This is a genomic window from Aliivibrio sp. 1S175, assembly GCF_001690985.1.
In the GTDB taxonomy this organism is placed as follows: domain Bacteria; phylum Pseudomonadota; class Gammaproteobacteria; order Enterobacterales; family Vibrionaceae; genus Aliivibrio.
In genome coordinates, this window is record NZ_MAJS01000012.1 from 68211 (window position 1) to 93745 (window position 25535).

The window sequence follows — 25535 nt, forward strand, 5'->3', positions numbered from 1 at the left end:
TCTACAGGGAATTTTCTTGCTATCATTACTTAATATAGGTTTAATAGCCTTTATATATCCTTTAAACAAATAATGAGTAAAAAAAGAGCATGTTGAAAATATATAACTCACTTACACGTCAAAAAGAAGAATTTAAACCAATTACCGAAGGGAAAATCGGTATGTATGTGTGTGGGGTTACGATTTACGACTTGTGTCATATTGGTCATGGTCGTACGTTTGTCTCTTTTGATGTAATTTCTCGTTATTTACGTTTTTTAGGTTACGATCTTACTTTCGTTCGTAACATTACCGATATTGACGATAAAATTATTAAACGAGCTGCTGAGAATGGCGAAACATGTGATGTGTTAACTGAGCGTTTGATTGCAGATATGCATGCTGATTTTGATGCACTCAATATGAAACGTCCAGATGTTGAACCAAGAGCAACAGAATACATCACTGAAATTGTAGAATTAGTTGAACGTTTGATTGAACGTGGCTTTGCTTATGTTGCATCAAATGGTGATGTAATGTTTGAAGTTAAAAAATACGACGAATACGGTCGTCTTTCTCGTCAAGATCTTGAGCAACTTCAAGCTGGCTCTCGTATCACTATTGAAGAAGCAAGCGTAAAACGCAGTGGCATGGACTTCGTATTATGGAAAATGTCTAAACCAGGGGAACCTACATGGGAATCACCGTGGGGGCCAGGCCGTCCAGGATGGCATATTGAATGTTCTGCAATGAACTCTTCTATTTTGGGCAACCACTTTGATATTCACGGTGGTGGTTCTGATTTAATGTTCCCTCATCATGAGAATGAAATAGCTCAATCATGTTGTGCACATGATTCTAAGTACGTTAATACTTGGATGCACAGTGGTATGGTGATGATTGATCGTGAAAAGATGTCTAAATCATTAGGCAACTTCTTTACTATCCGTGATGTATTAGCGCATTACGATTCAGAAACAGTACGCTACTTCTTAATGTCTGGTCATTATCGTAGTCAATTAAATTACAGTGAAGACAATTTAAATCAAGCTCGTGCATCGTTAGAGCGTTTATATACCTCTTTACGTGGTCTTGATCTAACTGTTACGCCAGCAGGCGGAGAAGAGTTTGTGACCCGTTTCTCTACGGCGATGAATGACGACTTTAATACACCAGAAGCTTATTCTGTTCTGTTTGAAATGGCTCGTGAAGTAAACCGCCTAAAAACAGAAAATATAGAAGCAGCATCGAAATTAGGCGCATTAATGCGTGAGCTAGCGGATGTATTAGGTTTGTTACCCCAAGATCCAGAGGCCTTCTTACAAGGTGATAATGGCAGTGACGATGAAGTTGCTGAAATTGAAGCCTTAATTAAAGCACGTAATGATGCTCGTGCAGCAAAAGATTGGGCAGCAGCTGATGCGGCTCGTGATGCGATTGCAGCATTAAACATTGTTTTAGAAGATGGCCCAGAAGGGACGACATGGCGTCGTAAGTAATCTCGGCATATTTTTTATGAAGAGGCTGGTTTTTCCAGCCTTTTTTATTACAAAACTTTTAAGTATTAAACTTTAATAGAGGACACATTTGTGGCTCAAATGTACTTTTATTACTCAGCAATGAATGCGGGTAAATCAACAACACTTCTTCAATCGTCTTTTAACTACCAAGAACGCGGAATGAACCCTGTGATTTTCACTGCCGCTATTGATGATCGCTATGGCGTGGGGAAAGTGAGCTCTCGTATTGGCTTAGATGCCGATGCGCATTTATTTAATACAGACATGAATATGTTTGAAAGTATTAAAACACTCCATGAAGAAAAAAAGATTCACTGTGTATTAATCGATGAGTGCCAATTTTTAACGAAAGAACAAGTTTACCAATTAACAGAAGTCGTTGATAAATTGCATATCCCAGCGTTATGTTATGGCTTACGTACTGACTTTTTAGGTGAGCTATTTGAAGGCAGTAAGTATTTATTATCATGGGCAGATAAATTAGTTGAATTAAAAACGATTTGTCATTGTGGTCGTAAAGCGAACATGGTTATTCGTACTGATGAACATGGTGTAGCGATAGCCGATGGTGATCAAGTCGCGATTGGTGGTAATGAGTTATATGTATCTGTTTGCCGTACTCACTACAAAGAAGCATTAGGTAAGTAATTACGCTTAGTTTTAATGGATAAAGAAAGTAAGGCCAAATTCAGTGTCATGAATTTGGCCTTTTTTATTTGTTATATAGGTTGGTATTAGTTACAAGTAGATGTACCTACTTCTTTCCACACGCCCCATTCACCAGAAGTTGACGGGCTATCACCTTTTGTCCACCATTTGGCTTCCCATACTTTACTGCCTTGTGATACTTGATCGCCACCTGTGTATATTACAGAAGAATCCCAAGCATTTTCACAAGTTACAGGTGGTTCAGCTGCATCTTTAAGCACAGTAATAATAGTGCTTGTGGTATTTGATGCTTGGCCATCATTAGCAATTACAGAGAATGATAGCGGGGTATCGATAGTATAAGATCCTGCTGTAAAGGTTACTTGAGAACCAACAACCGTTGCATTAATTCCAGATGGAATGGTCCAAGTAAATGTTAATGGGTCATTATCAGCATCTGTAGAAGACGATGCATCTAATGTGACAGTGTCCCCTTTATTTACTGAGCTAGGAGCAACAATGACAGCAACAGGTGCCGAATTTACTGGTTCTGTCCCTTCAACAATTACAGATATAGATATAGAGTCAGAAGCCGTCGCTCCTTTATCGTCCGTTACTGTTAGTGTAAATTGAAGAGTTTCAGATTGAGCAAAACTATCAGTTAAAAAGCTAGCACTCGCCGTGTTTTGGTTAGTTAACGCTACTGCAGGTCCTGATATTTGAGTCCAAGCATAAGAGGCAATGCTACCATCACTGTCTGATGATAAAGAGCCATCAAGTTGAACTGTTGCAGGAGCTGTGACTGTAATATCGATTCCAGCATTAGCAATCGGTTTTTTATTTGCAGGAGGAGTTACTGTACCGTCACCAGCAAGACCTTCTTGCATTGCATTTAGAATATCACCATTATCAGCGTCAATTTCCCATGCAAACAAACCACCTAAACCGAGTGAACGAACGTATTCACCTTTAGCAAGTACAGATTGTTTATTATCATAAGTGATTAGATCACCATTGCTTGGGTCATAAGCATATGCCGCTTGAGCAATATCATCATAACCAACTTCAACGCCTGCTTTATTTACGTAATTAGATACAACATCTTTGTAATCTATTACACCGGCTTCCCAAGATCCTGCTACTTTACCATTACCAACACCAGTCATTGGATTTGTTGGATCTGTCATGCTTTCACGTGTAACACCAGTCCAGCCACGCGCATACATAGCAGCACCAACGACTAATTTTTTAGCGTCAACACCTTGAGCAAGTAATAAGTCAATCGCATTAGTGATTGTATAAGCAGGGCCTTTACGAGGTTCGCCTTTCTCATCTAGTCCAGTGCCATCACATTCACCTTGTGACATATGAGAACCACAGTTTAGTGCAGTTTGATGGCCAGCCACATTATTCCAACCGCCGAAGAAGTCATAAGTCATTGCAAAGATATAATCCATGTATTGAGAGGCTGCAGCATAATCTACATCTTCAATTTTATCGTAACCAGCACCTATTGCAGACGTTAATTCATAGGTTTTTCCTGTTTCAGCACTTAACTCATCAAGCATCGCTCTTAGTTCTTGCATTAGAGCAACATAAGCTGGGCCATCATTAACGGGATCACCACCGGTTGCACTTGCGCCATCACCACCAGGGAATTCCCAATCGATATCTACGCCATCATAGAATTTCCATGTTTTAAGGAATTTTTTAACTGAAGCGACGAAGATGTCACGTTTGGGCTTATCAACAAAGTCATAGAAAGGGTCTGATAATGTCCAACCGCCTATTGATGGAACAATTTTAAGATCTGGGTAGCGTTGTTTTAACGCCATCATTTGACCATAAGTCCCTTTATAAGGAGTACTGTGAACATGACCAGATTGAGGTTGTGGCATTTGTACCGCAGCCCATGGGTCATGAATGACGACTTCATAGTCAGGAGTGCCAGCACAAGCTCGATTTAATGCAGCTAAACTGTTTCCATTTTCTATTTCGCCTAAAGAGGGGTTAGGGCCACAAATAGGAATGAAGCCATAAAGAATATGAGTTAGATTTTGTGCTGGAATTTGGTCTACGGCAAATTTACGACCGTAAACGCCCCATTCCACAAAATAAGCACCAGAAACCATACCTGTAGGAGTGGTGTAATTTCCATTGGCAGGATCAACATTCATTGGTAATGGTTCTAAATGACTGCCATCGGTATCTGCAACTACAATATCTTTAGGTGCACTTGTACTACATTCTTCTGCTGCCCCTGTGCCATTACATAACTGAACTGTCATTGCATACTGGCCGCCTTGTCTCACTTGCAAAACCGTTGAGGCTTTTTGTGATGCTGTTGCTGCAATCGCTTCTTCATGAACGATTTGACCATTTAATAAAACTTTCCATGTTTCAGCCGATTCACCAGACCAACGATCCCAAGTGACGGGGATTTCAGCAAACTCTTTTATTGTAACTAGTGCTTTATAAGAGGTAGCAGCTTGATCTACTTCGATAATTGAAAAATCACTTTCCATCCAAGAAATAATGGCTTGGCCAGGAACTGCAGCATAACTTGGAGCGGATAGGGCAAGGGTTATTGCTGCAGAGCAAAACCCAAGTTTCTTTTTAAACATAAATAACATCCTTGATAAATTAATCCTAAATGGATTACTGCTGAAAAATTCAGCATTACTAGTATCTTTATCTATATTTTATAAATTGCCAATTACGATGCAGAGTTTGGCAGCAAGCTAGACTATTCAACATGTTAGATTTGTAATTTTATCTAAATAATGAAGAGTCGATCTAAAACGTAAACTTTATATCTTGCGTTAATTAAGGTGCTTAATTGTTATTGATAATTAACACTTAGAGCTTGGTTGTCGGCTATTATTTGGAGTTTTTATCTGTTTATTTACGGATTTATTGACTTTATCTTCTTGTCATTGACGTTTAATTAGTCAAGTGAGTATGAAATTTCAATTTTTTAGGTCTTTATCCATACCCTAGGTTGTTGTCGTGTTTCAAAGTGGTCATTTATACTGCTAATTGTGCTTTTTTAAAAAATTATTAGGTGTTTTGTAACAAAAATGTGGCAAATTACTTCAATGATTGATAATGTTTCCCACAATTCTTCGAAGGTTTTTATATTTTTTGATCGTATTTCACGTTTTTAAGATGATAAATGATTGGCAAGTCGTTTTGCCCGAAGAGTGTCATGGATGCTAAATAAAATGTATTGGAGTTAATGCATGTATAAGAATAAAATTACACAAGCGATCTTGCTTGGTGGCCTGTCACTAACACTTGTTGGCTGTGGAGAAAAACCCGCAGAGCAACCAGTAAAAGAAACGAAACCTGCTGAAAAAGCAGTATCAACTGATTCTGTTTATGCCGACGTTCAAGAACTGACTCGTGGTAATGGAACAGAAGTTGCCACTCTTGATCCTCATAAATCTCAAGGTGTACCTGAGTCTCACGTTATTCGTGATTTACTTGAAGGTCTTGTTAATCAAGATGCGGCAGGTAATACCATTCCTGGCGTTGCTGAGAGCTGGGAAACTACCGATAACAAAAAATTCACTTTCCATTTACGTAAAGACGCTAAATGGTCAAACGGTGATCCTGTCACTGCCGATGATTTCGTTTACAGCTTCCAACGCGCCGTTGATCCAGCAACCGCTTCTCCATACTCTTGGTATATGGAATATACTAAGATGGCGAATGCAAAAGACATCGTTGCAGGTAAGAAAGACAAAAGTGAGTTAGGTGTTAAAGCGATTGATGCAAATACGCTAGAAGTTCAGCTTGATACTGCCGTTCCTTATTTTGTGATGATGATGGGGCATACAACAATGATGCCTGTTCATAAAGCAACAATCGAAGAATTTGGTGACCAGTGGACTAAACCGGGTAATTTCGTAGGTAACGGCGCATTTGTTGTAAATAAATGGGTTGTGAATGAACGTTTAGAATTAACTCGTAACGAGCAATATTGGGATAATGCAGATACAAAACTGACTAAAGTGACGTTCTTGCCTATTGAAAATCAGGTTTCAGAAATGAACCGTTTTCTTTCGGGTGAACTCGACTTTACTAATGAATTACCAGTTGAACATTTCAAGCGTTTGAAAAAAGCAGAACCAGATTCTGTTTCAGTTGTTGGTAGCCTGTGTACTTATTACTATTCATTCAATACGAAAAAGGCACCATTTGATGATGTTCGTGTTCGTAAGGCAATCTCTTACGCTATTGACCGTCCAATTATTTCTGATGTCATTTTAGGTCAAGGTCAAAAACCAGCGTATTTCTTAACACCAGAAATTACAGCGGGCTTTAACCCTGAGCTTCCAGCTTACGGCAAAATGACTCAAGATGAACGTAATGCTGAAGCAAAACGTCTATTAGCTGAAGCTGGATTTGGTCCAGAAAATCCACTTAAATTTACTCTTCTATACAATACGTCAGAAAACCATAAGAAAATTGCAGTCGCTGCCGGTTCTATGTGGAAGAAGACTCTTGGCTTAGAAGTTGTTTTAGAAAACCAAGAATGGAAAACCTATCTAGATTCAAAAGACCAAGGTCAATTTGAAGTAGCGCGTGCTGGCTGGTGTGGTGATTACAATGAAGCATCTGCCTTCTTAACATTAATGGTTAGTAAGAATACAACTGGCGGTCAACATTACGGAAGTGCTGAGTATGATGCGTTAATTGAAAAAGCATTAGCTTCAACGTCTGAAGAAGAACGTACTGCAATTTATCTAGAAGCTGAAAAATTACTAGCGAAAGATATGCCAATTGCACCTATCTATCAGTACGTAAAATCTCGTCTATTATCTCCACAAGTAGGTGGCTTCCCTGTTGAAAATGCGGAAGAAAAAATCTACTCGAAAGACCTATACATAAAAGCTAAATAAATTTAGCGAATAAAAACTATAAGTATAAGCCACTGCATACAGAAATGTATGTAGCGGCTAGATCCATCTTTTAATTATTTTTTGTCACAGACACTGGAAGTATGAATTATGTTTCAATTCATTATCAAACGGATACTTGAAGCCATTCCAACAATGTTGGTGCTGATCACTATCTCATTCTTTTTGATGAGATTTGCTCCGGGTAATCCATTTTCTACAGAACGCCCGCTTCCTCCAGAAGTAATGGCGAACATCAATGCTAAATATGGTTTAGACAAACCTGTTTTTGAGCAATATACGACTTACCTTGGAAATATTATTCAAGGCGATTTTGGTCCATCATTTAAATATCAAGATTACACCGTAAACGAACTGGTTGAGGCAGCGTTACCTGTATCAGCAAAAATAGGTTTTTTTGCTTTTATTTTTACGGTTGTACTTGGGGTATCTATCGGTACATTAGCCGCATTGAGGCAAAATACCTGGTTAGATTACAGTATTATGTCCACCGCAATGATAGGCGTAGTGATGCCCTCCTTTGTGTTAGCCCCCGCATTAATTTATTTATTCTCTATTGAACTTGGTTGGTTTCCTGCTGGTGGGTGGCATGATGGCTCGTTTAAATACATGCTATTGCCTATTCTCGGTATGTCATTCTTATATATAGCGACATTTGCTCGTATTACTCGCGGCAGTATGATTGAAACATTGAACAGTAACTTTATCCGCACCGCTCGTGCGAAAGGATTAAGCTACCGTTACATTGTGTTAAAGCACGCACTTAAGCCTGCATTACTTCCGGTTGTTTCTTATATGGGACCTGCATTTGTCGGCATTATTACAGGCTCGGTAGTTATTGAAACCATTTTTGGTTTACCGGGTATTGGTAAATTGTTTGTGAATGCTGCGTTTAACCGTGATTATTCACTAGTAATGGGGATCACCATTTTGATTGGTTTCCTATTCATTCTTTTCAACGCTATCGTTGATGTATTGCTAGCAATAATTGACCCGAAAATTCGTTATTAATAGGGGAACGGACGCATGTTAACGAAAAAAGCAAATTTAGAAGCGATCGAGAGTTTCTCTGAAAATCTAGAAATAGAAGGTCGTAGTTTATGGCAGGATGCCCGTTTACGCTTTATGAGAAATAAAGCCGCGATGATCAGCCTATGTGTATTAATTATTATGACACTTTCTGTTGTCTTTTTACCGATGTTTAGTCAATTCGCTTATGATGATACTGATTGGTATGCATTGCACGAAGCACCAAGCCTTACGCACCTTTTTGGTACTGATAGTTTAGGTCGAGACCTTTTTGTACGAACCTTGGTTGGTGGTCGAATCTCCTTGATGGTGGGTATTTTAGGTGCATTGGTAGCGGTGGTTATCGGTACGCTTTATGGCGCAACCTCTGGTTTTGTCGGTGGTAAAGTCGATCGAGTAATGATGCGTTTTATTGAGATCCTATACGCAGTTCCATTCATGTTCTTAGTTATCGTACTAGTGACGTTTTTTGGTCGAAATATTATCCTGATCTTTGTTGCGATCGGTGCCATTGCTTGGCTTGATATGGCACGTATAGTTCGTGGACAAACATTGAGTTTACGAAGTAAAGAATTCATTGAAGCGGCACATGTTTGTGGTGTGAGTAAGTGGGGTATTATTACTCGTCATATCGTGCCTAATGTATTAGGGATTGTTGCGGTATATTCAACGTTACTTATCCCAAGTATGATCTTAACTGAATCATTCCTATCTTTCCTTGGCTTAGGGGTTCAAGAGCCAATGACGAGCTGGGGAGCGTTGCTCCAAGAAGGCTCTCAAACCATGGAAGTGGCTATTTGGCAGCTTATTTTCCCTGCGTTTTTTATGGTTGTTACCTTGTTCTGTTTTAACTATGTAGGTGATGGTTTACGTGATGCGCTGGATCCAAAAGACAGATAATCCTCTGTATGGACAGCTAATTATTTAACGGATTTAAGCAGGAAAGAATTATGAGTTTATTAGATGTAAAAGATCTGCGTGTCGAGTTTACAACTCAAGATGGCAACGTCACTGCAGTAAATGATTTAAATTTCTCACTCGAGCAAGGTGAGACATTAGGCATTGTTGGCGAATCTGGTTCGGGTAAATCTCAAACTGTTTTCGCATTAATGGGCCTATTAGCAAAAAACGGCATTATTACCGGCAGTGCTAAATTTGAAGGTAAAGAAGTTTTAAATTTACCAGAACACGAATTGAATAAAATTCGTGCAGAACAAATGGCAATGATTTTCCAAGACCCGATGACATCATTAAATCCTTACATGAAAGTCAGTGCTCAGCTAATGGAAGTATTAATGCTTCATAAAGGCATGGGTAAAGCTGAGGCATTTGAAGAATCTGTTCGAATGTTAGAAGCGGTTAAAATTCCTGAAGCTCGTAAGCGTATTACCATGTACCCACATGAGTTCTCTGGAGGTATGCGTCAACGAGTAATGATTGCAATGGCATTATTATGCCGACCAAAATTATTGATTGCAGATGAGCCAACAACGGCATTGGATGTAACGATTCAAGCGCAAATCATGCAGTTGTTGAATGAGCTGAAAAGTGAATTTAATACGGCAATTATCATGATTACTCATGACTTAGGTGTTGTTGCTGGTTCTTGTGACAAAGTATTAGTGATGTATGCTGGGCGTACGATGGAGTACGGTACCGTTAATGAAATATTTTATGAACCAAGTCATCCATATGCCGAAGGTTTACTCAAAGCGATCCCTCGTTTAGATCAAGTTGGCGATATACTACCAACGATTCCTGGTAATCCACCTAACTTACTGCGCTTACCTACTGGCTGCCCTTATCAAGAGCGTTGCCATCGTGTAATGGACCGTTGTAAGCAAGAAGCACCGATACTTCAGCCATTTGGTGATGGTCGTTTACGTGCTTGTTTTTCTGATCAGGGAGCGTGGTAATGTCAGCAGATAAAAAACTTCTTTTGGAAGTAAAAAACTTAAAAGTCCACTTCAGTATCGCGTCTAAATCAGTGTGGCCATGGGCGAAACCAGCTAACTTAAAAGCAGTTGATGGGGTTAATGTTCGTTTATACGAAGGTGAAACTCTAGGTGTTGTTGGTGAGTCTGGTTGCGGTAAATCTACTTTTGCTCGAGCGATTATCGGGTTAGTTGAAGCAACTGAGGGTGAAGTTCTTTGGCTTGGTCAAGATTTGACAAAGTTGGATGATGAGCCTTTACGCCAAAAACGAAAAGAGATTCAAATGATCTTCCAAGATCCACTGGCGTCTTTGAATCCTAGAATGACCGTCGGCGATATCATTGCTGAACCTCTGCAAACGTTTTATCCTAAACTGACAAAAGAGGAAGTGAAGGATCAAGTAAAAGAGATGATGATGAAAGTTGGCTTGTTACCAAATGTCATTAACCGTTATCCACATGAATTTTCAGGTGGTCAGTGTCAACGTATCGGTATCGCACGAGCTTTAATTTTGAAACCTAAAATGATTATTTGTGATGAGCCGGTGTCTGCACTGGATGTATCGATTCAAGCTCAAGTAGTAAACCTTTTAAAAGAATTGCAGAAAGAATTTGGTTTAAGTTTGGTTTTCATTGCACACGATTTATCCGTTGTAAAACATATTTCTGATCGCGTACTTGTTATGTATTTAGGTAACGAAGTTGAGTTAGGTGAATCTGATGCCTTATTTAGCGATCCTAAGCACCCGTATACAAAAGCATTAATGTCAGCGGTACCAATCCCAGATCCAAAGCTTGAGAGAGCAAAAGTGATTGATATGCTTGAAGGAGATCTACCTTCTCCAATCAGTCCTCCTTCTGGCTGTGTATTCCGTACTCGTTGCCCGCAAGCTACGGATATATGTGCACAGAATAAACCAGAACTAAAAGGGACTGATGAACATGCAGTTTCTTGCTTGGCAGTAGCAAACTTTTAAATTTTAATTGCAGTATGGTTGTTTCAACTTATCCATACTGAATGATTAAGATCATATTCAGCCTGTGACAGGCTTAAGCGCGATAGTTTTTTATATCGCGCTTTTTTTGTACCTATTAAATGAAATGTTTAAATTTAGTTAAATGTTTTTTACAAGTTGTCGATACATAACTATAAGATTTTATCTAGTGTTTTACTATCAGCCAACATAAGTGCCTGAGTAACAACTTATCGGGATTAACCTCACTAGAAAATAAATAGGTCATGAAGTCATATCAGAAGGATATTATATGCAGTCACTTTCACTTCAATGGAAGATAACCATAGCCGCAGCTATTGGACTTATCACCCTTGCTACGTCACTTATTGGATTTTCAATTTATTCATCAATTGAAAATCAAAAAATTGTTCAGAAACAAACATCAGATTCTGTGATCTATCAAACTCAAACATTGTTAATGGCAGAAGCAAAAAATCAATCCAAACAAATTCAAACGTATTTAGATGAAGCTATTTATCGAGCTGAGATGCTTGCAGAGAGTGCTCAGTTCTTTCAAAAAAGTGCAGAAGATACTTTTATGGACAGTAGTGATTTACGTGAGTCCTTAAGTGAGATGATGAAACGGCCAGTTGAGCAATATTCAAATATCTATGGTACTTACATTACCTATTTACCTGATATGTTAGATGGAGAAGATTTTAATTATCATGATGCAGGGTATGCGAGTTCAAATAAAGTAGGGCGCTTTGCTCCTTATTGGTTTAAATCGGTCAATGACGTTGCTCAAATGCGTATCTTTACAGAGAAAGAGTTAGGTAATACAACCGTAAAATCTAACGGCGATGCCACTAATTATTGGTTTACCTGTAGTTTAAAAGAAAGCCGATTATGTATTATGGACCCTTATTATTATGAAAGTGATGGAATAACAAGGTTGATTAGCTCTATTACGGCACCATTAATCAAAGGAGATGAAACTATTGGAATGGTCGGTATTGATCTTGATATTGCTCGAATATCGGGATTAATAACTCAAGCGGATAAAGCCATATTCAATGGGAAAGGGGCTATCTATGTTGTTAATAGTAAAGGACAACTGATTTTATCCGACCAGAAAGAGGCCTCTTTTGGGCAGAGTTTAGATACACATGACGGCACACTATCCTCTGTGCCTGCTTGGATATCACAAGGAACCGAACAATTAATATGGTCAGCTAATCAAGAGAAGTTATTTGTCTTTGTACCAATTAATTTAAAATCTCAATATTGGGGAGTCATTATTGAAGTAAATAGAGGTACCGTTTTTTCTGATGCTGAAAAATTAGATCAGCTACTTATAGAGCAAGGGAACGAATTCTTATTTATGCAGGCCGGTGCAGGTCTAGGGTTGACCTTGTTGGTTCTGATTGCTTTATGGTTTGCAACGAAACAGATTGTGAGGCCTATTTCATTAGTTGCGGCACGCTTAAAAGATATTGCTTCTGGTGAAGGGGATTTAACCCAACGTTTGGTTATACAAAGTAATGATGAAGTAGGACAATTGGCACATTGGTTTAATGCTTTCTTAGAAAAACTGCAATTTACAATTAAAGATGTAGCACAAAGTAGCGATGAATTATCTAATGTGGCTGCACGCTCCAGTGCTATAGCAATTAAGTCTAAAGAAGGGAGTGATGTTCAATTTAAAGAAGTAGATATGGTTGCTACTGCTGTTGAAGAGTTAACTCAAACAGCAAGCTTAGTGGTTGATCACTCTACTTTGGCTGCGGATGCGGCTAAACAAGCGGAATCAGCATCAAAGCAAGGAAAAGAGTTAATACTAACGACTGAATCAGTGATCCAATCTTTAGTCGCTAATATGGAAAAAGCGGTTCCCGTAGCTCAAGAATTAGAAAGTAATAGCATTAATATTACGACGATTTTATCGGTTATCGAAGGTATTTCAGAGCAAACAAATTTATTAGCATTGAATGCAGCCATTGAAGCAGCACGAGCAGGTGAACAAGGACGAGGGTTTGCTGTTGTGGCTGACGAAGTTCGTCAACTAGCGAGTCGTACTGGGGATTCTGTTGATGAGATCCGTACGGTTATTGATCAGTTGCAATCAGGAACTAAATCAGTAGTTTCTGCAATAACCGAAGGAAATACGATAGCTTTAGATGGAGCATCAACCATTAAATTATCAGTAGAAAGTTTGCAGCAAATCAGTGATGCGGTGGTAACGATACAAGATATGAATATGCAGATTGTAAGGGCAGCAGAAGAGCAACAAGCGGTATCTAATGAAGTAAACCAAAGTGTCAGCAATATTAGAGATTCAAGCCAGAAGATGCTAGAGCAAGCTAATTCAGGCGAAGTAGTAGGGTTGGAGCTTTCGTCTTTATCTACTCAGCAAAAAGAGTTGATGTCACAATTTAAAGTTTAAAGTTTAAACGATGAAAATAAAACGCCCATGGAGTTAAATTCATGGGCGTTGTTGTTTAATCTGTATAATTAATTACATTAGTATAAAAATCAGATTCGTGAAGTAATTGTTATTCTTCGTCTTCATCTGATTCTACGAACCAGTAACCTGTATTGACAAATTGCAGCAGGTTAGCTACTGAATACGGATCTTGCAGTAAGTTCTCAATATCAAACAGTGTAAATTCTGATGATTCACATAAGGCAATCACATCCTCTTTTACTGTTAGTGGGAACACATAGCTCTCACCATCAATATAAAGTGTCATGTTATCTTCACATGCTTCTTCTTCGTGATAAAAAGCGCGAACACCTGCCACTTTAATCAGAGCTTGACCGGATTGTAGATAAGCTAATAATTCTTCTGTTGTCCACTTTTCAGTATCCGGCAGAATATTTAAATGGTGACGAGAGTTACTTAAATACTCTCCCATAAATTGCTTAAGGCTTTGTTCATCAGACATTGCATTTAACATCATGGCTTTTAAGTCTTCAAAGCTCTGTGTTGTAATTTCAGTGCCGTGAGTTTGCGCCTGAAGATCTGGATTATGGTAATGCACATCATTTTTTTCATTTTCAATAATGAAATCCGCAAAGTTACTCACTAGCTCTTGTTCTTTTGGAGAGCGAAAGCCTGCTGAATAGCTCATTGATGGTTCTAGTGCGTAACCGTCATGTGGAAAGCCTGGTGGGATATAAAGAATATCACCAGGTTCTAAAATTTGATCAATAATAGGGTCAAATCCTGTGATTTGCTTTAGTGCACCATGACGATGCTCTTCTTCGTACTCCCCAATATCACCAACACGCCAGTGACGCTTACCTTGACCTTGAATGATAAATACATCGTATTGATCAATGTGAGGACCGACACCACCATCCGGTACAGAATAGCTGATCATAATGTCATCAAATAACCAATTTGGCATTTGTTTAAACGGTTTAAACAGTTCTGCCGCCCCTTCATGCCAGTGGTTAGCCGCCTGGACGATAATAGACCAGTTGGTTTCACCAAGCGTATCAAATAATTCTTCGGTTAATGGACCGTGTTCTGCTTTCCATTCGTTATTTAAGTTAGAAACAAAGCGTGAATCAACGTCGCTTTCTAATGTTAAACCAGCTAATTCTTCAGGGGTTACAGGGTCTTGGAAGTTTTCAAAACCACCTTTAATAATGACGGGTTTTTTCTGCCAATATTCAGCAAGGAATTCTTTTAATGAAAAGCTTAATTGATACATGATTATTTCCAATAAAAATGCCCGATACTCGGGCATTTAGAATAAATTTAGGATGAAGTAAAAGATTTAGTATTTAACGTTACTGTTATATTGACTTAAGATTTCTACCATTTTTTCCATTGTTTCTTTAGACGGTGGATTCACGCCTTCGAGAGGGTAATCGTACCCCATCGCTTCCCATTTATGTGCACCTAATTGATGGTATGGAAGCAATTCAATTTTCTCAATGTTATCCATATCTTTAATGAACTCACCAAGTAGGTGTGCAGATTCTTCATCATCAGTATAGCCAGGAACAATAACGTAACGGATCCATGTTTTTTGACCGATTTTGTGTAAATAGCGAGCGAAATCGAGAACGCGAGCATTAGATACACCAATGAATTCTTTATGAACATCATCTTTCATTTGCTTTAGATCAAGCATAACAAGATCTGAAGCTTCTAATACTTCATCGATAACATCAGTATGTTTGCGAATATAGCCATTCGTGTCTAAACAGGTATGCATACCTTCTGCTTGTGCAGCACGGAAAAAATCACGAACAAACTCAGGTTGAAGCATGGCTTCACCACCAGAACACGTGATGCCGCCGCCAGATGCTTTCATAAAATGACGATAGCTTTTGGCTTCTTCAATTAATTCTGTAACAGTAACTTCTTTACCTTCGTGTGTATCCCAAGTATCGCGGTTATGGCAATACATACAACGCATTAAGCAGCCTTGTAAAAAGATGATAAAGCGAATACCAGGACCATCAACGGTACCACAAGATTCAAAAGAGTGAATACGACCTACAGACATGACGACATTTCTCCGAGCTATAATTATGTGGCCATTTTATTACACTTTGAGGTAATTAAGTAGGGTAAACCTTAGAGAAATGAGGGGGAATTAAGAGGAAATTAGAAATAAAAAAAAGCCCCACCAAAATGGCAGGGCTTAATACTACTTAATTAACGCTGAAATTATAGAGTTTCAGTGAAAGTACGTGCGATAACGTCTTTTTGTTGTTCAGTAGTTAGAGAGTTAAAACGCACAGCATAACCAGAAACACGGATAGTTAGTTGTGGGTAGTTCTCTGGGTGCTTAACTGCGTCTTCTAGAGTTTCACGGTTAAGAACGTTTACGTTAAGGTGTTGACCACCCTCTACGTTAGCTTCGTGGTGGAAGTAACCATCCATTAGGCCAGCAAGGTTAGAACGACGGTTGTCATCATCTTTACCTAGTGCGTTAGGAACGATAGAGAATGTGTAAGAGATACCATCTTGTGCATCAGCAAACGGTAGTTTACCTACTGATGTTAGTGATGCTACAGCACCTTTCTCATCACGGCCGTGCATTGGGTTAGCACCAGGAGCAAAAGGAGCACCTGCTTGACGACCATCTGGTGTGTTACCAGTTTTCTTACCGTATACAACGTTAGATGTAATAGTAAGGATAGATTGAGTAGGGATAGCATTACGGTACATAGTAAGCTTACGGATTTTACCCATGAACGTAGAAACTAGTTCACATGCGATATCATCAACGCGAGCGTCGTTGTTACCAAATTTAGGGTAATCACCTTCGATATCGAAATCGATAGCGATGCCGTTTTCGTCACGAATTGGTTTAACTGTCGCGTATTTGATTGCAGATAGTGAATCGGCTGCAACAGATAGACCAGCAATACCACACGCCATTGTACGACGAACGTCACGGTCATGAAGAGCCATTAGAGACGCTTCGTAGCTGTATTTGTCGTGCATGTAGTGGATAGAGTTCAATGCTGTAACGTATTGAGTTGCTAACCAATCCATGAAGTGATCTAGACGATCCATTACTTTAGCGTAATCAAGAACTTCATCTGTCATTGGTGCTTCTTTAGGACCAATTTGGATTTTCAGTTTCTCATCAACGCCGCCGTTGATAGAGTAAAGCATTGTTTTCGCAAGGTTAGCACGAGCACCGAAGAACTGCATTTGCTTACCAACGATCATTGGAGATACACAACAAGCGATTGCGTAGTCATCTGATGATAAATCAGGACGCATTAGGTCATCATTTTCGTACTGGATAGAAGACGTATCGATAGATACCTTCGCACAGAAACGTTTGAAGCCTACAGGCAGTTGCTCAGACCAAAGAACCGTGATGTTTGGCTCAGGAGAAGGACCCATAGTGTATAGGCTGTTTAGGAAACGGAAGTTAGTACGTGTAACTAGTGTACGACCGTCAAGACCCATACCACCCATAGATTCTGTAGCCCAGATTGGGTCACCAGAGAACAATTCATCGTATTCAGGAGTACGTAGGAAACGAACCATACGTAGCTTCATTACGAAGTGATCGATCATTTCTTGAGCTAGTTCTTCAGTTAGAAGACCTGCGTCGATATCACGTTGGATGTAGATGTCTAGGAAAGTCGAAGTACGACCTAGAGACATTGCTGCACCATTTTGAGATTTAACAGCAGCTAGGTAGCCGAAGTAAGTCCACTGAATTGCTTCTTGAGCTGTTTGAGCTGGCTCAGAGATATCACAGCCGTATTTAGCTGCCATAACTTTGATTTGACCTAGAGCACGGTGTTGCTCAGCAATTTCTTCACGAAGTTGCATTGTTGCTGTTAGATCTTCGCCTTTTTCAAAACGTTCTTGTAAAGAAGCGAATTGAGCTAGTTTGTCTTTGATTAGGAAATCAATACCGTAAAGTGCAACACGACGGTAATCACCAATGATACGACCACGGCCGTATGCATCAGGAAGACCAGTTAGAACACCTGATTTACGACAGTTTAGAATGTCTTTAGTGTAGATATCGAAAACACCAGCATTGTGTGTTTTACGGTATTCAGAGTAGATTTTTGAAACCATAGGATCAAGTTCGCGATCGTATGCTTTACAAGAACCTTCAACCATGCGAACACCACCATTAGGGATGATTGCACGTTTTAGAGGAGCTTCAGTTTGAAGACCAACAATTGTTTCTAGGTCTTTTTCAATGTAGCCAGCATCATGAGAAGTGATAGTAGAGATAACAGAAGTATCAAAATCAACAGGCGCATGAGTTGCGTTTTCCTGCTTAATGCCTACCATTACTTTAGCCCAAAGCTTGTTAGTTGCTTCAGTGCCTTCAGAAACTAGGAATTCTTCATCACCTTCATAAGGTGTATAGTTCTTTTGGATGAAATCGCGAACGTTAACTTCGTTTTGCCACTCACCGTCTGCAAAACCTGTCCAAGCTTTAGCAAATTGCTCTGCCATGATATACCTACCTTTCTTAGTAGAAAAAATACGTACTATTTAAGTGGTTTATGAATAGACCACAACCCGTATGGGCAAATAGTACACTCTATACTTAATTACAATATGGATGGTTATAAATCTAATTTATAAGCATTCATATTGCGACTAATCGTTCTATTTTTCAATCATAGCTTAAACTTTTTTTGTAAACCTTAAACTAAATCAATAAACATTAAACTTTTTTAATAAAACTGGAGTAGCGGTTGACGCTACTCCCGAAGTATTATAGTAACACTGACTTAACGCTGGGATGAAACTCTAAATTTAATAGCATACATTATAGTAAAATAGAGCATTAATGTGACGTATCACCAGCTTCAATCATTCAAAATTAGTGACGAGCATCTGGTTTTAAATAAATATTCCAGTAAGTCATGCCGACTAAAACAGCGCCACCAATAATGTTACCGATAGTCACTGGAATCAAATTATTCGCAACAAAGTTACCAATGGTCAAGTCTGCAAATACAGATGGGTCAACATTGATTGCTGTCCAAAATTCAGGGCTAGCAAAAGCATGAATGGCGATACCTAATGGGACCATAAACATATTTGCAATACTGTGCTCAAAACCAGCAGCGACGAACATCGCAACAGGAAGTAGCATCACTAGAACTTTATCTGAATTGCTACGGCAAGAGAATGTCATCCAAGTAGCTAAACAAACCATTAGATTACATAAAGTGCCCAAAATTACCGCTTGACCAAAAGTGTGGTGCAGCTTGTGTTGCGCTACTTTCATTGCGGTAAGGCCCCACTGGCCATTATCAAGTAAATGCATTTTAGCAAACCAAATCATAGCAACAAAAAACATTGCGCCAATAAAGTTACCAAAATAAACAACGCACCAGTTTTTTAATAATTGGCTAGTCGTAATTTTATTGCTTGCTCTTGCAACGGTAGTTAATACTGATGAAGTAAATAGTTCACCACCACAGATTACAACAAGAATAAGACCTAAGCTAAAAGCCAAGCCCCCAACAAATTTAACCATTCCCCAAGGAGCATCACCAGCACCTGTTGTTACGGTAATGTAAAAAACAAAAGCGATAGAGATAAAAACACCTGCAGTAATAGCAAGGTAGAAAGACTGGAATGGCGCTTTAGTTGCTTTATAAGTACCCACGTCTTCGGCTTTTTTTGCCATGTCCGGTGGAATAATAGCATCGAATTGGTTGTATTCTTTTTTCACGAGCTGATGTCCTTTGTAATGATAGGAAATGTAAAACTGTTTAGTTTTAAGTTCTGTTTATCATTATACGAATATGATTAATTTGTGATATTAATGTCTATAAAAAGTCGTTAATCATCTAACGAAACTGACTTAGCAGTCCTATTTTATATACCGTTACGGATTTTGATATATTTATATCGAAATTGCAAAGTAGGTAATGGTTTACCTTGTTTTTAACTAACACTTTAAGCTTATCAGATATGTTTCAAAGGTGATTGATCTCGATCATTTTATGTTATTTAGTGAAATAAAATGACAGTTTCCTGTGTTTTTTTCTGTGATTAGATAAAAAGCTGTAATTTAATTTCATTAAAATCAAATTATAGTAATGGATTTGAAGATTCTAATTTTTATAATTAAGTGTTTCACATGTCATATTTAGTTGATGATTTGTTGCTACTTTGGTTGCTCGGTGTTATGTTTTGTTTGTATTTAAGTTTTCAATATTATAACAATACTTACTAAATTAGGAGTTATGGCGCATGAAGGATGTAGTCGCGCTAGAGGTGAAAGACTTACATAAAAACTTTGGACAAAATGAAGTATTAAAAGGCATTTCTTTAGAAGCAAATAAAGGTGACGTGATTTCTATTATTGGATCATCTGGTTCGGGTAAAAGTACCTTCCTTCGTTGTATTAATTTACTCGAAACACCAACTAAAGGTGAGATTTGGGTAAATGGCGAACTCATTGATATGAAGAATAGTCGTTCAGGTGAGTCCGTTCCTGCTAATGAAAAACAAGTTCAACGAATCCGCTCTCGTCTTGCGATGGTATTTCAAGGTTTTAATTTATGGTCTCATATGACTGTATTACAAAATGTAATTGAAGCACCAGTGCACGTTTTAGGTGTGCCTAAAGCAGAAGCGATTGAAAAAGCAGAACAAATATTAAAACAAGTCGGGTTATATGAACGCAGAGATTATTACCCTGGGCACCTATCTGGTGGTCAACAGCAACGAGCAGCAATCGCAAGAGCATTAGCGGTTGATCCAGAAGTTATGCTATTTGATGAACCAACCTCGGCACTAGACCCTGAGTTGGTCGGAGAGGTTCTTGGTGTAATGAGAGATCTTGCTGAAGATGGTCGTACCATGTTGGTGGTTACTCATGAAATGGCATTTGCACGTGATGTATCCAATCATGTTATGTTTTTACATCAAGGATTAGTGGAAGAGCAGGGTGATCCAGCAACGTTATTTACCAATCCAGAATCTGAACGGTTACAACAATTTATTTCATCGATTTATTAAATTGGTGAGATGAGTACTATCGCAACATGACACAGTTAAAAATATTAATAAGTATAGATAATAATAATTAAGTTAGTTACAGGAGCAAGGAAATGAAAAAGTGGTTATTAGCAGCAGTTATTGCATCTACAGCCGTCACTGGCGCAGCTCAAGCAAAAGAATGGAAGCAAATTCGATTTGGTATTGAGGGTGCTTACCCTCCTTTTAGTTGGACAGAGCCATCTGGTGAATTAAAAGGCTTTGATGTTGATATCGCTAACGCATTATGTAAAGAAATGGAAGCTCGTTGTAAGATCGTTGCTCAAGATTGGGATGGCATTATTCCATCACTATTAGCGCGTAAATACGATGCTATTATAGCGGCAATGTCTATTACTGAAGAGCGTAAAAAGAAAATTGATTTTACTGAAAAATACGCACTTATCCCAAATAAATTTGTAGCTAAAAAAGGGACAGATTTAGTAATGACAAAAGAGGGCCTTAAGGGAGTAACGGTGGGTGTTCAACGTGCTACAACGCATGATAGATACTTAACAGATAACTTTGGTAAGGGCGTTGATCTTAAACGTTATGGCTCATTTGATGAAGCATACTTAGATCTTAAAGCAGGTCGCATTGATACTGTTCTTGGTGATGCGTCAGCACTTGAAGAAGGCTTATTAAACAAGCCAGGCGGTAAAGAGTATGAGTTTGTTGGTCCTTCATTAACCGATCCAAAATGGTTTGGTGATGGCTTTGGTATCGCAACTCGTAAGCAAGATAAAGACTTAACGAACCAATTAAACGCAGCAATTGATTCATTACGTGAAAAAGGCATTTATCAAGAAATTGCCGCGAAATACTTTAACTACGATGTATATGGTGAATAAATAAACACCGTTAGTTTACGTAAAAGAGGCAATAGAGCTGATATTGTCTCTTTTAATACCGATTTAAACCATGTCATGAATTAGCAATTTATTGCGGGTTGGTATTATTTTCTAATATGAAAGCAAGAGCTTGGAAGCAGTATGTTAGATTTACAAGGATACGAGTCCTCTATTTTAGAGGGCGCATTGGTTACATTACAAGTTGCGTTGTTATCTCTCGTTTTAGCAGTGTGTTTAGGATTGCTAGGTGCATTAGCTAAACTGGCACCTTATCGCTGGGCTCGATCTATTGCGACACTTTATACTACTGTCGTTCGTGGGATCCCAGATCTTGTCTTAATGATGTTGTTATTTTTTGGCGGTCAGATGCTGCTGAATAATGGTTTATATGCCACAAATGAATGGATAAATGAATGGATGACGAATTCAAATCCAGATCATGAGTGGATTTCTTACCTTCCTGATTATGTTGAAATCAGTCCTTTTATTGCTGGCGTGCTTACTATTGGTTTCATTTTTGGTGCCTATATGGCAGAAACATTTCGTGGTGCGATAATGGCAGTAGATCGTGGTGAAATGGAAGCCGCAAAAGCGTATGGAATGAGTGGTCCAATGGCATTTCGTCGTATTTTATTTCCACAGATGATTAGGCATGCGTTACCGGGTTTTGGTAATAACTGGTTAGTGTTATTAAAAACAACCGCATTAGTTTCAATTATTGGGTTAGAAGATATGGTTCGTGTTAGCTCAATGGCAGCAGGTACAACGAAAATGCCGTTTACTTTTTATATGACCGTTGCTTGTATCTTCTTATTATTCACCGCAATATCTACTGGTGCGCTAAAGCTAGTTGAGCGTAAATTTAGTATTCATATGAGGTAAGCATGGATTTTTCAATTATTATTGAGAGCCTACCTGTTTATTTAGAGGGGCTTTGGACTACAGTTTGGTTGGTCGCGCTTTCTTTGGTTATTGGGTTGTGTATTGCAGTACCTTCTGCGATAGCAAGGAACAGCACTAATCCATTAATTTGGGTTCCAGCTTGGGCTTATATTTATTTCTTTCGAGGAACACCTTTACTAATCCAGTTGTACCTTATCTACTACGGGATGGATCAATTTTATCCAGTGAAAGACACAGTATGGGAGCATGCCTCTTTCTGTGCTTTGGTTGCTTTTGCATTAAATACAGGAGCATACACATCTGAAATTGTTCGGGGTTCAATTAATGGGTTACCGCAAGGTGAAATTGAAGCTGCTAAGGCTTATGGTATGAGCCAATTTCAAACTTATAAACGCATTATTTTACCAAGTGCATTGCGACGTTCCTTACCTGCATACAGTAATGAAGTGATTTTTATGCTACATGGTTCTGCAATTGCTGGGATTGTAACCTTGATGGATTTAACCGGTGCCGCTCGATTAGTTAATTCTCGCTATTACGCGCCATTTGAGTCATATATTGCAGCTGGTTTGTTCTATATGTGTCTAACGTTTATCATTATTTTTGTGTTTAAACAGTTGGAGACACGCATGTTACGATTTATGAGACCATTAAGTTAACTGTCTTTGAGTTACACATTAAAAAGAGCACTGAATGTGCTCTTTTTTTGTTAATATCAATCTGAGTAAGTAAATGGTCAGATTATACTCTTGAGGAGATTGTTATGAACGTATCATTTTTATTGGTAAGGCTAGTAAAATTAGTCGTGATTTGTGCATTGTTTTTGAGTGCTTTTGATTTCATTGAGCATGGTGAAATACTTTGGTTCCAACGCTGGTTCTAATTGTAATTAGAAGAAAAAGAGCACTTTTATGTGCTCTTTTTTACTTTCTAACCACGAATTAAATTAGTGCTATACAGCGACATCAAAAAATAAATTAACACCAGTAAGTTCACTGATCTCATCTAAGTAATTCTTTAGGTGCGGAGGAAAATCCAACCCTTTCACTACGGTTAGGTTACGCAGGAATGGGAAAAAATTGATGTCATCCCAAGTGATCTTGTTGCCTTTTTCTGACGGTAAAGTAATGAAATTAACATCAACTAATAAAGGCCTTAGTTCAGTAATGTACTCATCGCTTTGAGCAAGCGCCTCTTTAAAACTCATCTCAAGAAATGCTTCTTTTTTCTCTGTAAACCAAGTAACGGCTTCAGGACGTTCAAATTCTGGCAAATATAATTGAGTCCAACGAGGGAAGGTCAATTTATTAAATAAAGGACGAACATTACTTAACCACTCTGAAATATCATCAGCACAAGTACCTTGCTCAATGACTGGATAATGGTCGTTTTCATCTAGATACTTAGCAATATCAAGACTTTCAGCCATGTAGTTGCCATCGTCTTTCTCTAGGATAGGTACCATATTAGCACCTACCATTTCGATACGAGTATCGACATCATCATTTTGTATATAGATAAATTCAACAGAAAGTTTTTTTATTCCTGCGACCATTTTTGCTTTCATACAAAACGGACAGTGATCAAAGATGAATAATTTCATTGTATTTCCTCAATAACACGCGTTTAAATAAGTTTTATTTTATATCCAGATCATTCAGTAGAGTATTTAATGAATATCGTAGTTAACTTATTTTCATTCGCAATAATCATGTAATAAAAAAGCTCTCCCTTACATTAAGGTGAGAGCTTCTTATTATTTAAAGGTAGACCAGATTGGAGCGTGGTCAGAAGGCTTTTCAATGCCGCGTAGTTCGTAATCTATCCCAGCGTCAGTACATTTAGCTGCGAGTGTTGGTGTTGCCATAACAACATCAATACGAAGACCGCGATTATCAACAAAACCTTTTGAGCGGTAATCAAACCAAGAGAATTGGTCGGTTACTTCTGGATGAAGATTACGGAAAGTATCTTCAAACCCCCAATCTTTTACTGTTTGTAGCCATTCACGTTCTTCAGGTTGGAATGAACACTTACCCGTTCTTAACCAACGTTTTGCGTTCGGCTCACCAATACCAATATCCAAATCAATAGGGCTGATATTAATGTCGCCCATTATAATGAGCTCTTCATCGCTATTGTGGTGAGTGTTTAGATGAGTCATTAAATCTTTATAGAATTGACGTTTATACGGGAATTTAGTTTCATGCTTGATGCTATCACCCTGTGGGAAATAACCATTCATAACAGTGAACTGTGAGCCATCTTCACGCTGATGTGTTGTCATGATCATGCGTTTTTGATGTTCTTCGGTATCAGTATCAAAGCCGTACTGAACAGAAATAGGCTCTTGTTTACATAGCATAGCAACACCGTAATGCGCTTTTTGTCCATGGAAGTAAACTTTGTAACCCATCGCTTCAACGGCTTCGACAGGAAACATCTCGTTATGTACTTTGATTTCTTGAAGACCAATAACGTCAGGGTTGTGCTTATCAATGATAGCTTGAAGCTGGTGAAGGCGAGCACGAAGGCCATTTATGTTGAAGCTGATTACTTTCATGATGGTTAAAGTCCTTGTTTTTATTTTGAATCCTAATCTAAGAAAGGATCTTTTAATACAATGATATTACCATTAATTTGATAGATAAGTTAATTCATTAACTTAGCAGAAGGCTGACAAGTCTCACATCGCCAAGTGCATTTTTGTTGTCCAAAACCCGCTTTTATCCACGCCATCGTTACGCTAGTTGATGGATTACAAAAAGCCTCTTTATTACATAGGCTGCAGGTTTTCCATTGAGACGGTTCTTGCTGCTTTTGAGTTTGTGCTATGTGCATTTTAATGCCTCTATTTATATTATCGAAAAACAAAGTTACTGTATATTTGAACAGTGGTTTTGGCAAGTAATAAAAAGAGGAAATTCGACGTTTTATTTCTTACAGACACAAAAAAAGCCAACTCATTTCTGAATTGGCTTTTCGATCTCTTACGAGATAAATAATGGTGGGGGGGGACGGATTCGAACCATCGAAGCTTACGCGGCAGATTTACAGTCTGCTCCCTTTGGCCACTCGGGAACCCCCCCAACGGGGATTTTTATACTTAACTAACTCGTTTCCCAACGGAGCAATCAAGTTATCTTATTCGTTAATAACGACTAAGAAGAATAATGGTGGAGGGGGACGGATTCGAACCATCGAAGCTTACGCGGCAGATTTACAGTCTGCTCCCTTTGGCCACTCGGGAACCCCTCCAACGGGGATTTTTATACT

General features: G+C 38.6%; 20 protein-coding genes and 2 tRNA genes. 12 read left to right on the forward strand and 10 right to left on the reverse strand.

What is annotated here, in order from left to right:
* Positions 1-89 precede the first annotated feature (89 nt).
* Both cysS and A6E06_RS06380 read left to right on the forward strand, forming a co-directional pair.
* Positions 90-1478: a cysteine--tRNA ligase gene (cysS, locus tag A6E06_RS06375; protein WP_065592983.1), complete on the forward strand. Its 1389-nt coding sequence runs from the start codon at positions 90-92 to the stop codon at positions 1476-1478.
* A gap of 90 nt (positions 1479-1568) precedes the next feature.
* Complete coding sequence (locus tag A6E06_RS06380) at positions 1569-2147, forward strand: thymidine kinase (RefSeq protein ID WP_065592984.1); 579 nt, start codon at positions 1569-1571, stop codon at positions 2145-2147.
* A gap of 86 nt (positions 2148-2233) precedes the next feature.
* Here the strand turns inward: A6E06_RS06380 and A6E06_RS06385 are convergent, their stop codons facing one another.
* On the reverse strand, positions 2234-4771 hold the full coding sequence (locus A6E06_RS06385; RefSeq protein WP_065592985.1) for a glycosyl hydrolase family 18 protein: 2538 nt from the start codon (positions 4769-4771) through the stop codon (positions 2234-2236).
* A 618-nt stretch (positions 4772-5389) separates the two neighbouring features.
* On the opposite strand from A6E06_RS06385, the gene A6E06_RS06390 reads away from it, so the two are divergent.
* The 6 genes from A6E06_RS06390 to A6E06_RS06415 all read left to right on the forward strand — a co-directional run bounded on the left by A6E06_RS06390 (position 5390) and on the right by A6E06_RS06415 (position 13437).
* Positions 5390-7054, forward strand: a complete 1665-nt coding sequence (locus A6E06_RS06390; RefSeq protein ID WP_065592986.1) for an ABC transporter substrate-binding protein — start codon at positions 5390-5392, stop codon at positions 7052-7054.
* A gap of 108 nt (positions 7055-7162) precedes the next feature.
* The gene (gene oppB, locus A6E06_RS06395; protein WP_065592987.1) at positions 7163-8083 is read left to right on the forward strand and encodes an oligopeptide ABC transporter permease OppB; all 921 of its coding nucleotides are present in this window, start codon (positions 7163-7165) and stop codon (positions 8081-8083) included.
* Positions 8084-8098: 15 nt separating this feature from the next.
* On the forward strand, positions 8099-9001 hold the full coding sequence (gene oppC, locus A6E06_RS06400) for an oligopeptide ABC transporter permease OppC (protein ID WP_065592988.1): 903 nt from the start codon (positions 8099-8101) through the stop codon (positions 8999-9001).
* Positions 9002-9051: 50 nt separating this feature from the next.
* Complete coding sequence (locus A6E06_RS06405; RefSeq protein WP_065592989.1) at positions 9052-10017, forward strand: ABC transporter ATP-binding protein; 966 nt, start codon at positions 9052-9054, stop codon at positions 10015-10017.
* On the forward strand, positions 10017-11012 hold the full coding sequence (gene oppF, locus A6E06_RS06410; protein ID WP_065592990.1) for a murein tripeptide/oligopeptide ABC transporter ATP binding protein OppF: 996 nt from the start codon (positions 10017-10019) through the stop codon (positions 11010-11012). Before A6E06_RS06405 ends, oppF begins: the two co-directional genes overlap by 1 nt.
* A gap of 289 nt (positions 11013-11301) precedes the next feature.
* On the forward strand, positions 11302-13437 hold the full coding sequence (locus A6E06_RS06415; RefSeq protein WP_065592991.1) for a methyl-accepting chemotaxis protein: 2136 nt from the start codon (positions 11302-11304) through the stop codon (positions 13435-13437).
* A gap of 109 nt (positions 13438-13546) precedes the next feature.
* Here A6E06_RS06415 and A6E06_RS06420 read toward each other — a convergent pair whose 3' ends face one another.
* From A6E06_RS06420 to focA, 4 genes are all read right to left on the reverse strand, one after another.
* Positions 13547-14713 carry a cupin domain-containing protein gene (locus A6E06_RS06420; RefSeq protein ID WP_065592992.1) on the reverse strand — a complete coding sequence of 389 codons (1167 nt, stop codon included), beginning with the start codon at positions 14711-14713 and terminating at the stop codon, positions 13547-13549.
* A gap of 66 nt (positions 14714-14779) precedes the next feature.
* Positions 14780-15517 carry a pyruvate formate lyase 1-activating protein gene (gene pflA, locus A6E06_RS06425; protein WP_065592993.1) on the reverse strand — a complete coding sequence of 246 codons (738 nt, stop codon included), beginning with the start codon at positions 15515-15517 and terminating at the stop codon, positions 14780-14782.
* A 164-nt stretch (positions 15518-15681) separates the two neighbouring features.
* Entirely contained in the window at positions 15682-17958 is a 2277-nt protein-coding gene (gene pflB, locus A6E06_RS06430; protein WP_065592994.1) for a formate C-acetyltransferase, read from the reverse strand.
* Between the two features lie 373 nt (positions 17959-18331).
* On the reverse strand, positions 18332-19147 hold the full coding sequence (gene focA, locus A6E06_RS06435; protein ID WP_065593004.1) for a formate transporter FocA: 816 nt from the start codon (positions 19145-19147) through the stop codon (positions 18332-18334).
* Between the two features lie 569 nt (positions 19148-19716).
* Between focA and A6E06_RS06440 the strand changes: the two genes are divergently transcribed.
* The 4 genes from A6E06_RS06440 (at position 19717) to A6E06_RS06455 (ending at position 22918) form a co-directional block, all read left to right on the forward strand.
* Entirely contained in the window at positions 19717-20487 is a 771-nt protein-coding gene (locus A6E06_RS06440; protein WP_065592995.1) for an ABC transporter ATP-binding protein, read from the forward strand.
* Positions 20488-20579: 92 nt separating this feature from the next.
* Positions 20580-21356, forward strand: coding sequence for an ABC transporter substrate-binding protein (locus A6E06_RS06445; RefSeq protein WP_065592996.1), 777 nt, complete (start codon positions 20580-20582; stop codon positions 21354-21356).
* Positions 21357-21497: 141 nt separating this feature from the next.
* Positions 21498-22238, forward strand: coding sequence for an ABC transporter permease (locus A6E06_RS06450; protein ID WP_065592997.1), 741 nt, complete (start codon positions 21498-21500; stop codon positions 22236-22238).
* Positions 22239-22240: 2 nt separating this feature from the next.
* Positions 22241-22918, forward strand: coding sequence for an ABC transporter permease (locus A6E06_RS06455; protein ID WP_065592998.1), 678 nt, complete (start codon positions 22241-22243; stop codon positions 22916-22918).
* Positions 22919-23211: 293 nt separating this feature from the next.
* On the opposite strand, the gene grxB is transcribed toward A6E06_RS06455, so the two are convergent.
* From grxB to A6E06_RS06480, 5 genes are all read right to left on the reverse strand, one after another.
* The gene (grxB, locus tag A6E06_RS06460; RefSeq protein WP_065592999.1) at positions 23212-23862 is read right to left on the reverse strand and encodes a glutaredoxin 2; all 651 of its coding nucleotides are present in this window, start codon (positions 23860-23862) and stop codon (positions 23212-23214) included.
* 153 nt (positions 23863-24015) lie between these two features.
* A complete protein-coding gene (gene xthA, locus A6E06_RS06465) occupies positions 24016-24822 on the reverse strand; it encodes an exodeoxyribonuclease III (protein WP_065593000.1) in 807 nt (268 codons plus the stop codon).
* A gap of 89 nt (positions 24823-24911) precedes the next feature.
* Positions 24912-25100: a hypothetical protein gene (locus A6E06_RS06470; RefSeq protein WP_065593001.1), complete on the reverse strand. Its 189-nt coding sequence runs from the start codon at positions 25098-25100 to the stop codon at positions 24912-24914.
* 164 nt (positions 25101-25264) lie between these two features.
* Positions 25265-25348, reverse strand: a tRNA-Tyr gene (locus tag A6E06_RS06475).
* 85 nt (positions 25349-25433) lie between these two features.
* Positions 25434-25517: transfer RNA gene (locus A6E06_RS06480), tRNA-Tyr, on the reverse strand.
* Between the last annotated feature and the right edge of the window lie 18 nt (positions 25518-25535).

Bases quoted from the DNA above. Each gene is read 5' to 3' on its own strand.
- cysS (WP_065592983.1), top strand. From the start codon at position 90: ATGTTGAAAATATATAACTCACTTACACGTCAAAAAGAAGAATTTAAA.
- A6E06_RS06385 (WP_065592985.1), bottom strand. From the start codon at position 4,771: ATGTTTAAAAAGAAACTTGGGTTTTGCTCTGCAGCAATAACCCTTGCC.
- A6E06_RS06390 (WP_065592986.1), top strand. From the start codon at position 5,390: ATGTATAAGAATAAAATTACACAAGCGATCTTGCTTGGTGGCCTGTCA.
- oppB (WP_065592987.1), top strand. From the start codon at position 7,163: ATGTTTCAATTCATTATCAAACGGATACTTGAAGCCATTCCAACAATG.
- oppC (WP_065592988.1), top strand. From the start codon at position 8,099: ATGTTAACGAAAAAAGCAAATTTAGAAGCGATCGAGAGTTTCTCTGAA.
- A6E06_RS06405 (WP_065592989.1), top strand. From the start codon at position 9,052: ATGAGTTTATTAGATGTAAAAGATCTGCGTGTCGAGTTTACAACTCAA.
- oppF (WP_065592990.1), top strand. From the start codon at position 10,017: ATGTCAGCAGATAAAAAACTTCTTTTGGAAGTAAAAAACTTAAAAGTC.
- A6E06_RS06415 (WP_065592991.1), top strand. From the start codon at position 11,302: ATGCAGTCACTTTCACTTCAATGGAAGATAACCATAGCCGCAGCTATT.
- A6E06_RS06420 (WP_065592992.1), bottom strand. From the start codon at position 14,713: ATGTATCAATTAAGCTTTTCATTAAAAGAATTCCTTGCTGAATATTGG.
- pflA (WP_065592993.1), bottom strand. From the start codon at position 15,517: ATGTCTGTAGGTCGTATTCACTCTTTTGAATCTTGTGGTACCGTTGAT.
- pflB (WP_065592994.1), bottom strand. From the start codon at position 17,958: ATGGCAGAGCAATTTGCTAAAGCTTGGACAGGTTTTGCAGACGGTGAG.
- focA (WP_065593004.1), bottom strand. From the start codon at position 19,147: ATGGCAAAAAAAGCCGAAGACGTGGGTACTTATAAAGCAACTAAAGCG.
- A6E06_RS06440 (WP_065592995.1), top strand. From the start codon at position 19,717: ATGAAGGATGTAGTCGCGCTAGAGGTGAAAGACTTACATAAAAACTTT.
- A6E06_RS06445 (WP_065592996.1), top strand. From the start codon at position 20,580: ATGAAAAAGTGGTTATTAGCAGCAGTTATTGCATCTACAGCCGTCACT.
- A6E06_RS06450 (WP_065592997.1), top strand. From the start codon at position 21,498: ATGTTAGATTTACAAGGATACGAGTCCTCTATTTTAGAGGGCGCATTG.
- A6E06_RS06455 (WP_065592998.1), top strand. From the start codon at position 22,241: ATGGATTTTTCAATTATTATTGAGAGCCTACCTGTTTATTTAGAGGGG.
- grxB (WP_065592999.1), bottom strand. From the start codon at position 23,862: ATGAAATTATTCATCTTTGATCACTGTCCGTTTTGTATGAAAGCAAAA.
- xthA (WP_065593000.1), bottom strand. From the start codon at position 24,822: ATGAAAGTAATCAGCTTCAACATAAATGGCCTTCGTGCTCGCCTTCAC.
- A6E06_RS06470 (WP_065593001.1), bottom strand. From the start codon at position 25,100: ATGCACATAGCACAAACTCAAAAGCAGCAAGAACCGTCTCAATGGAAA.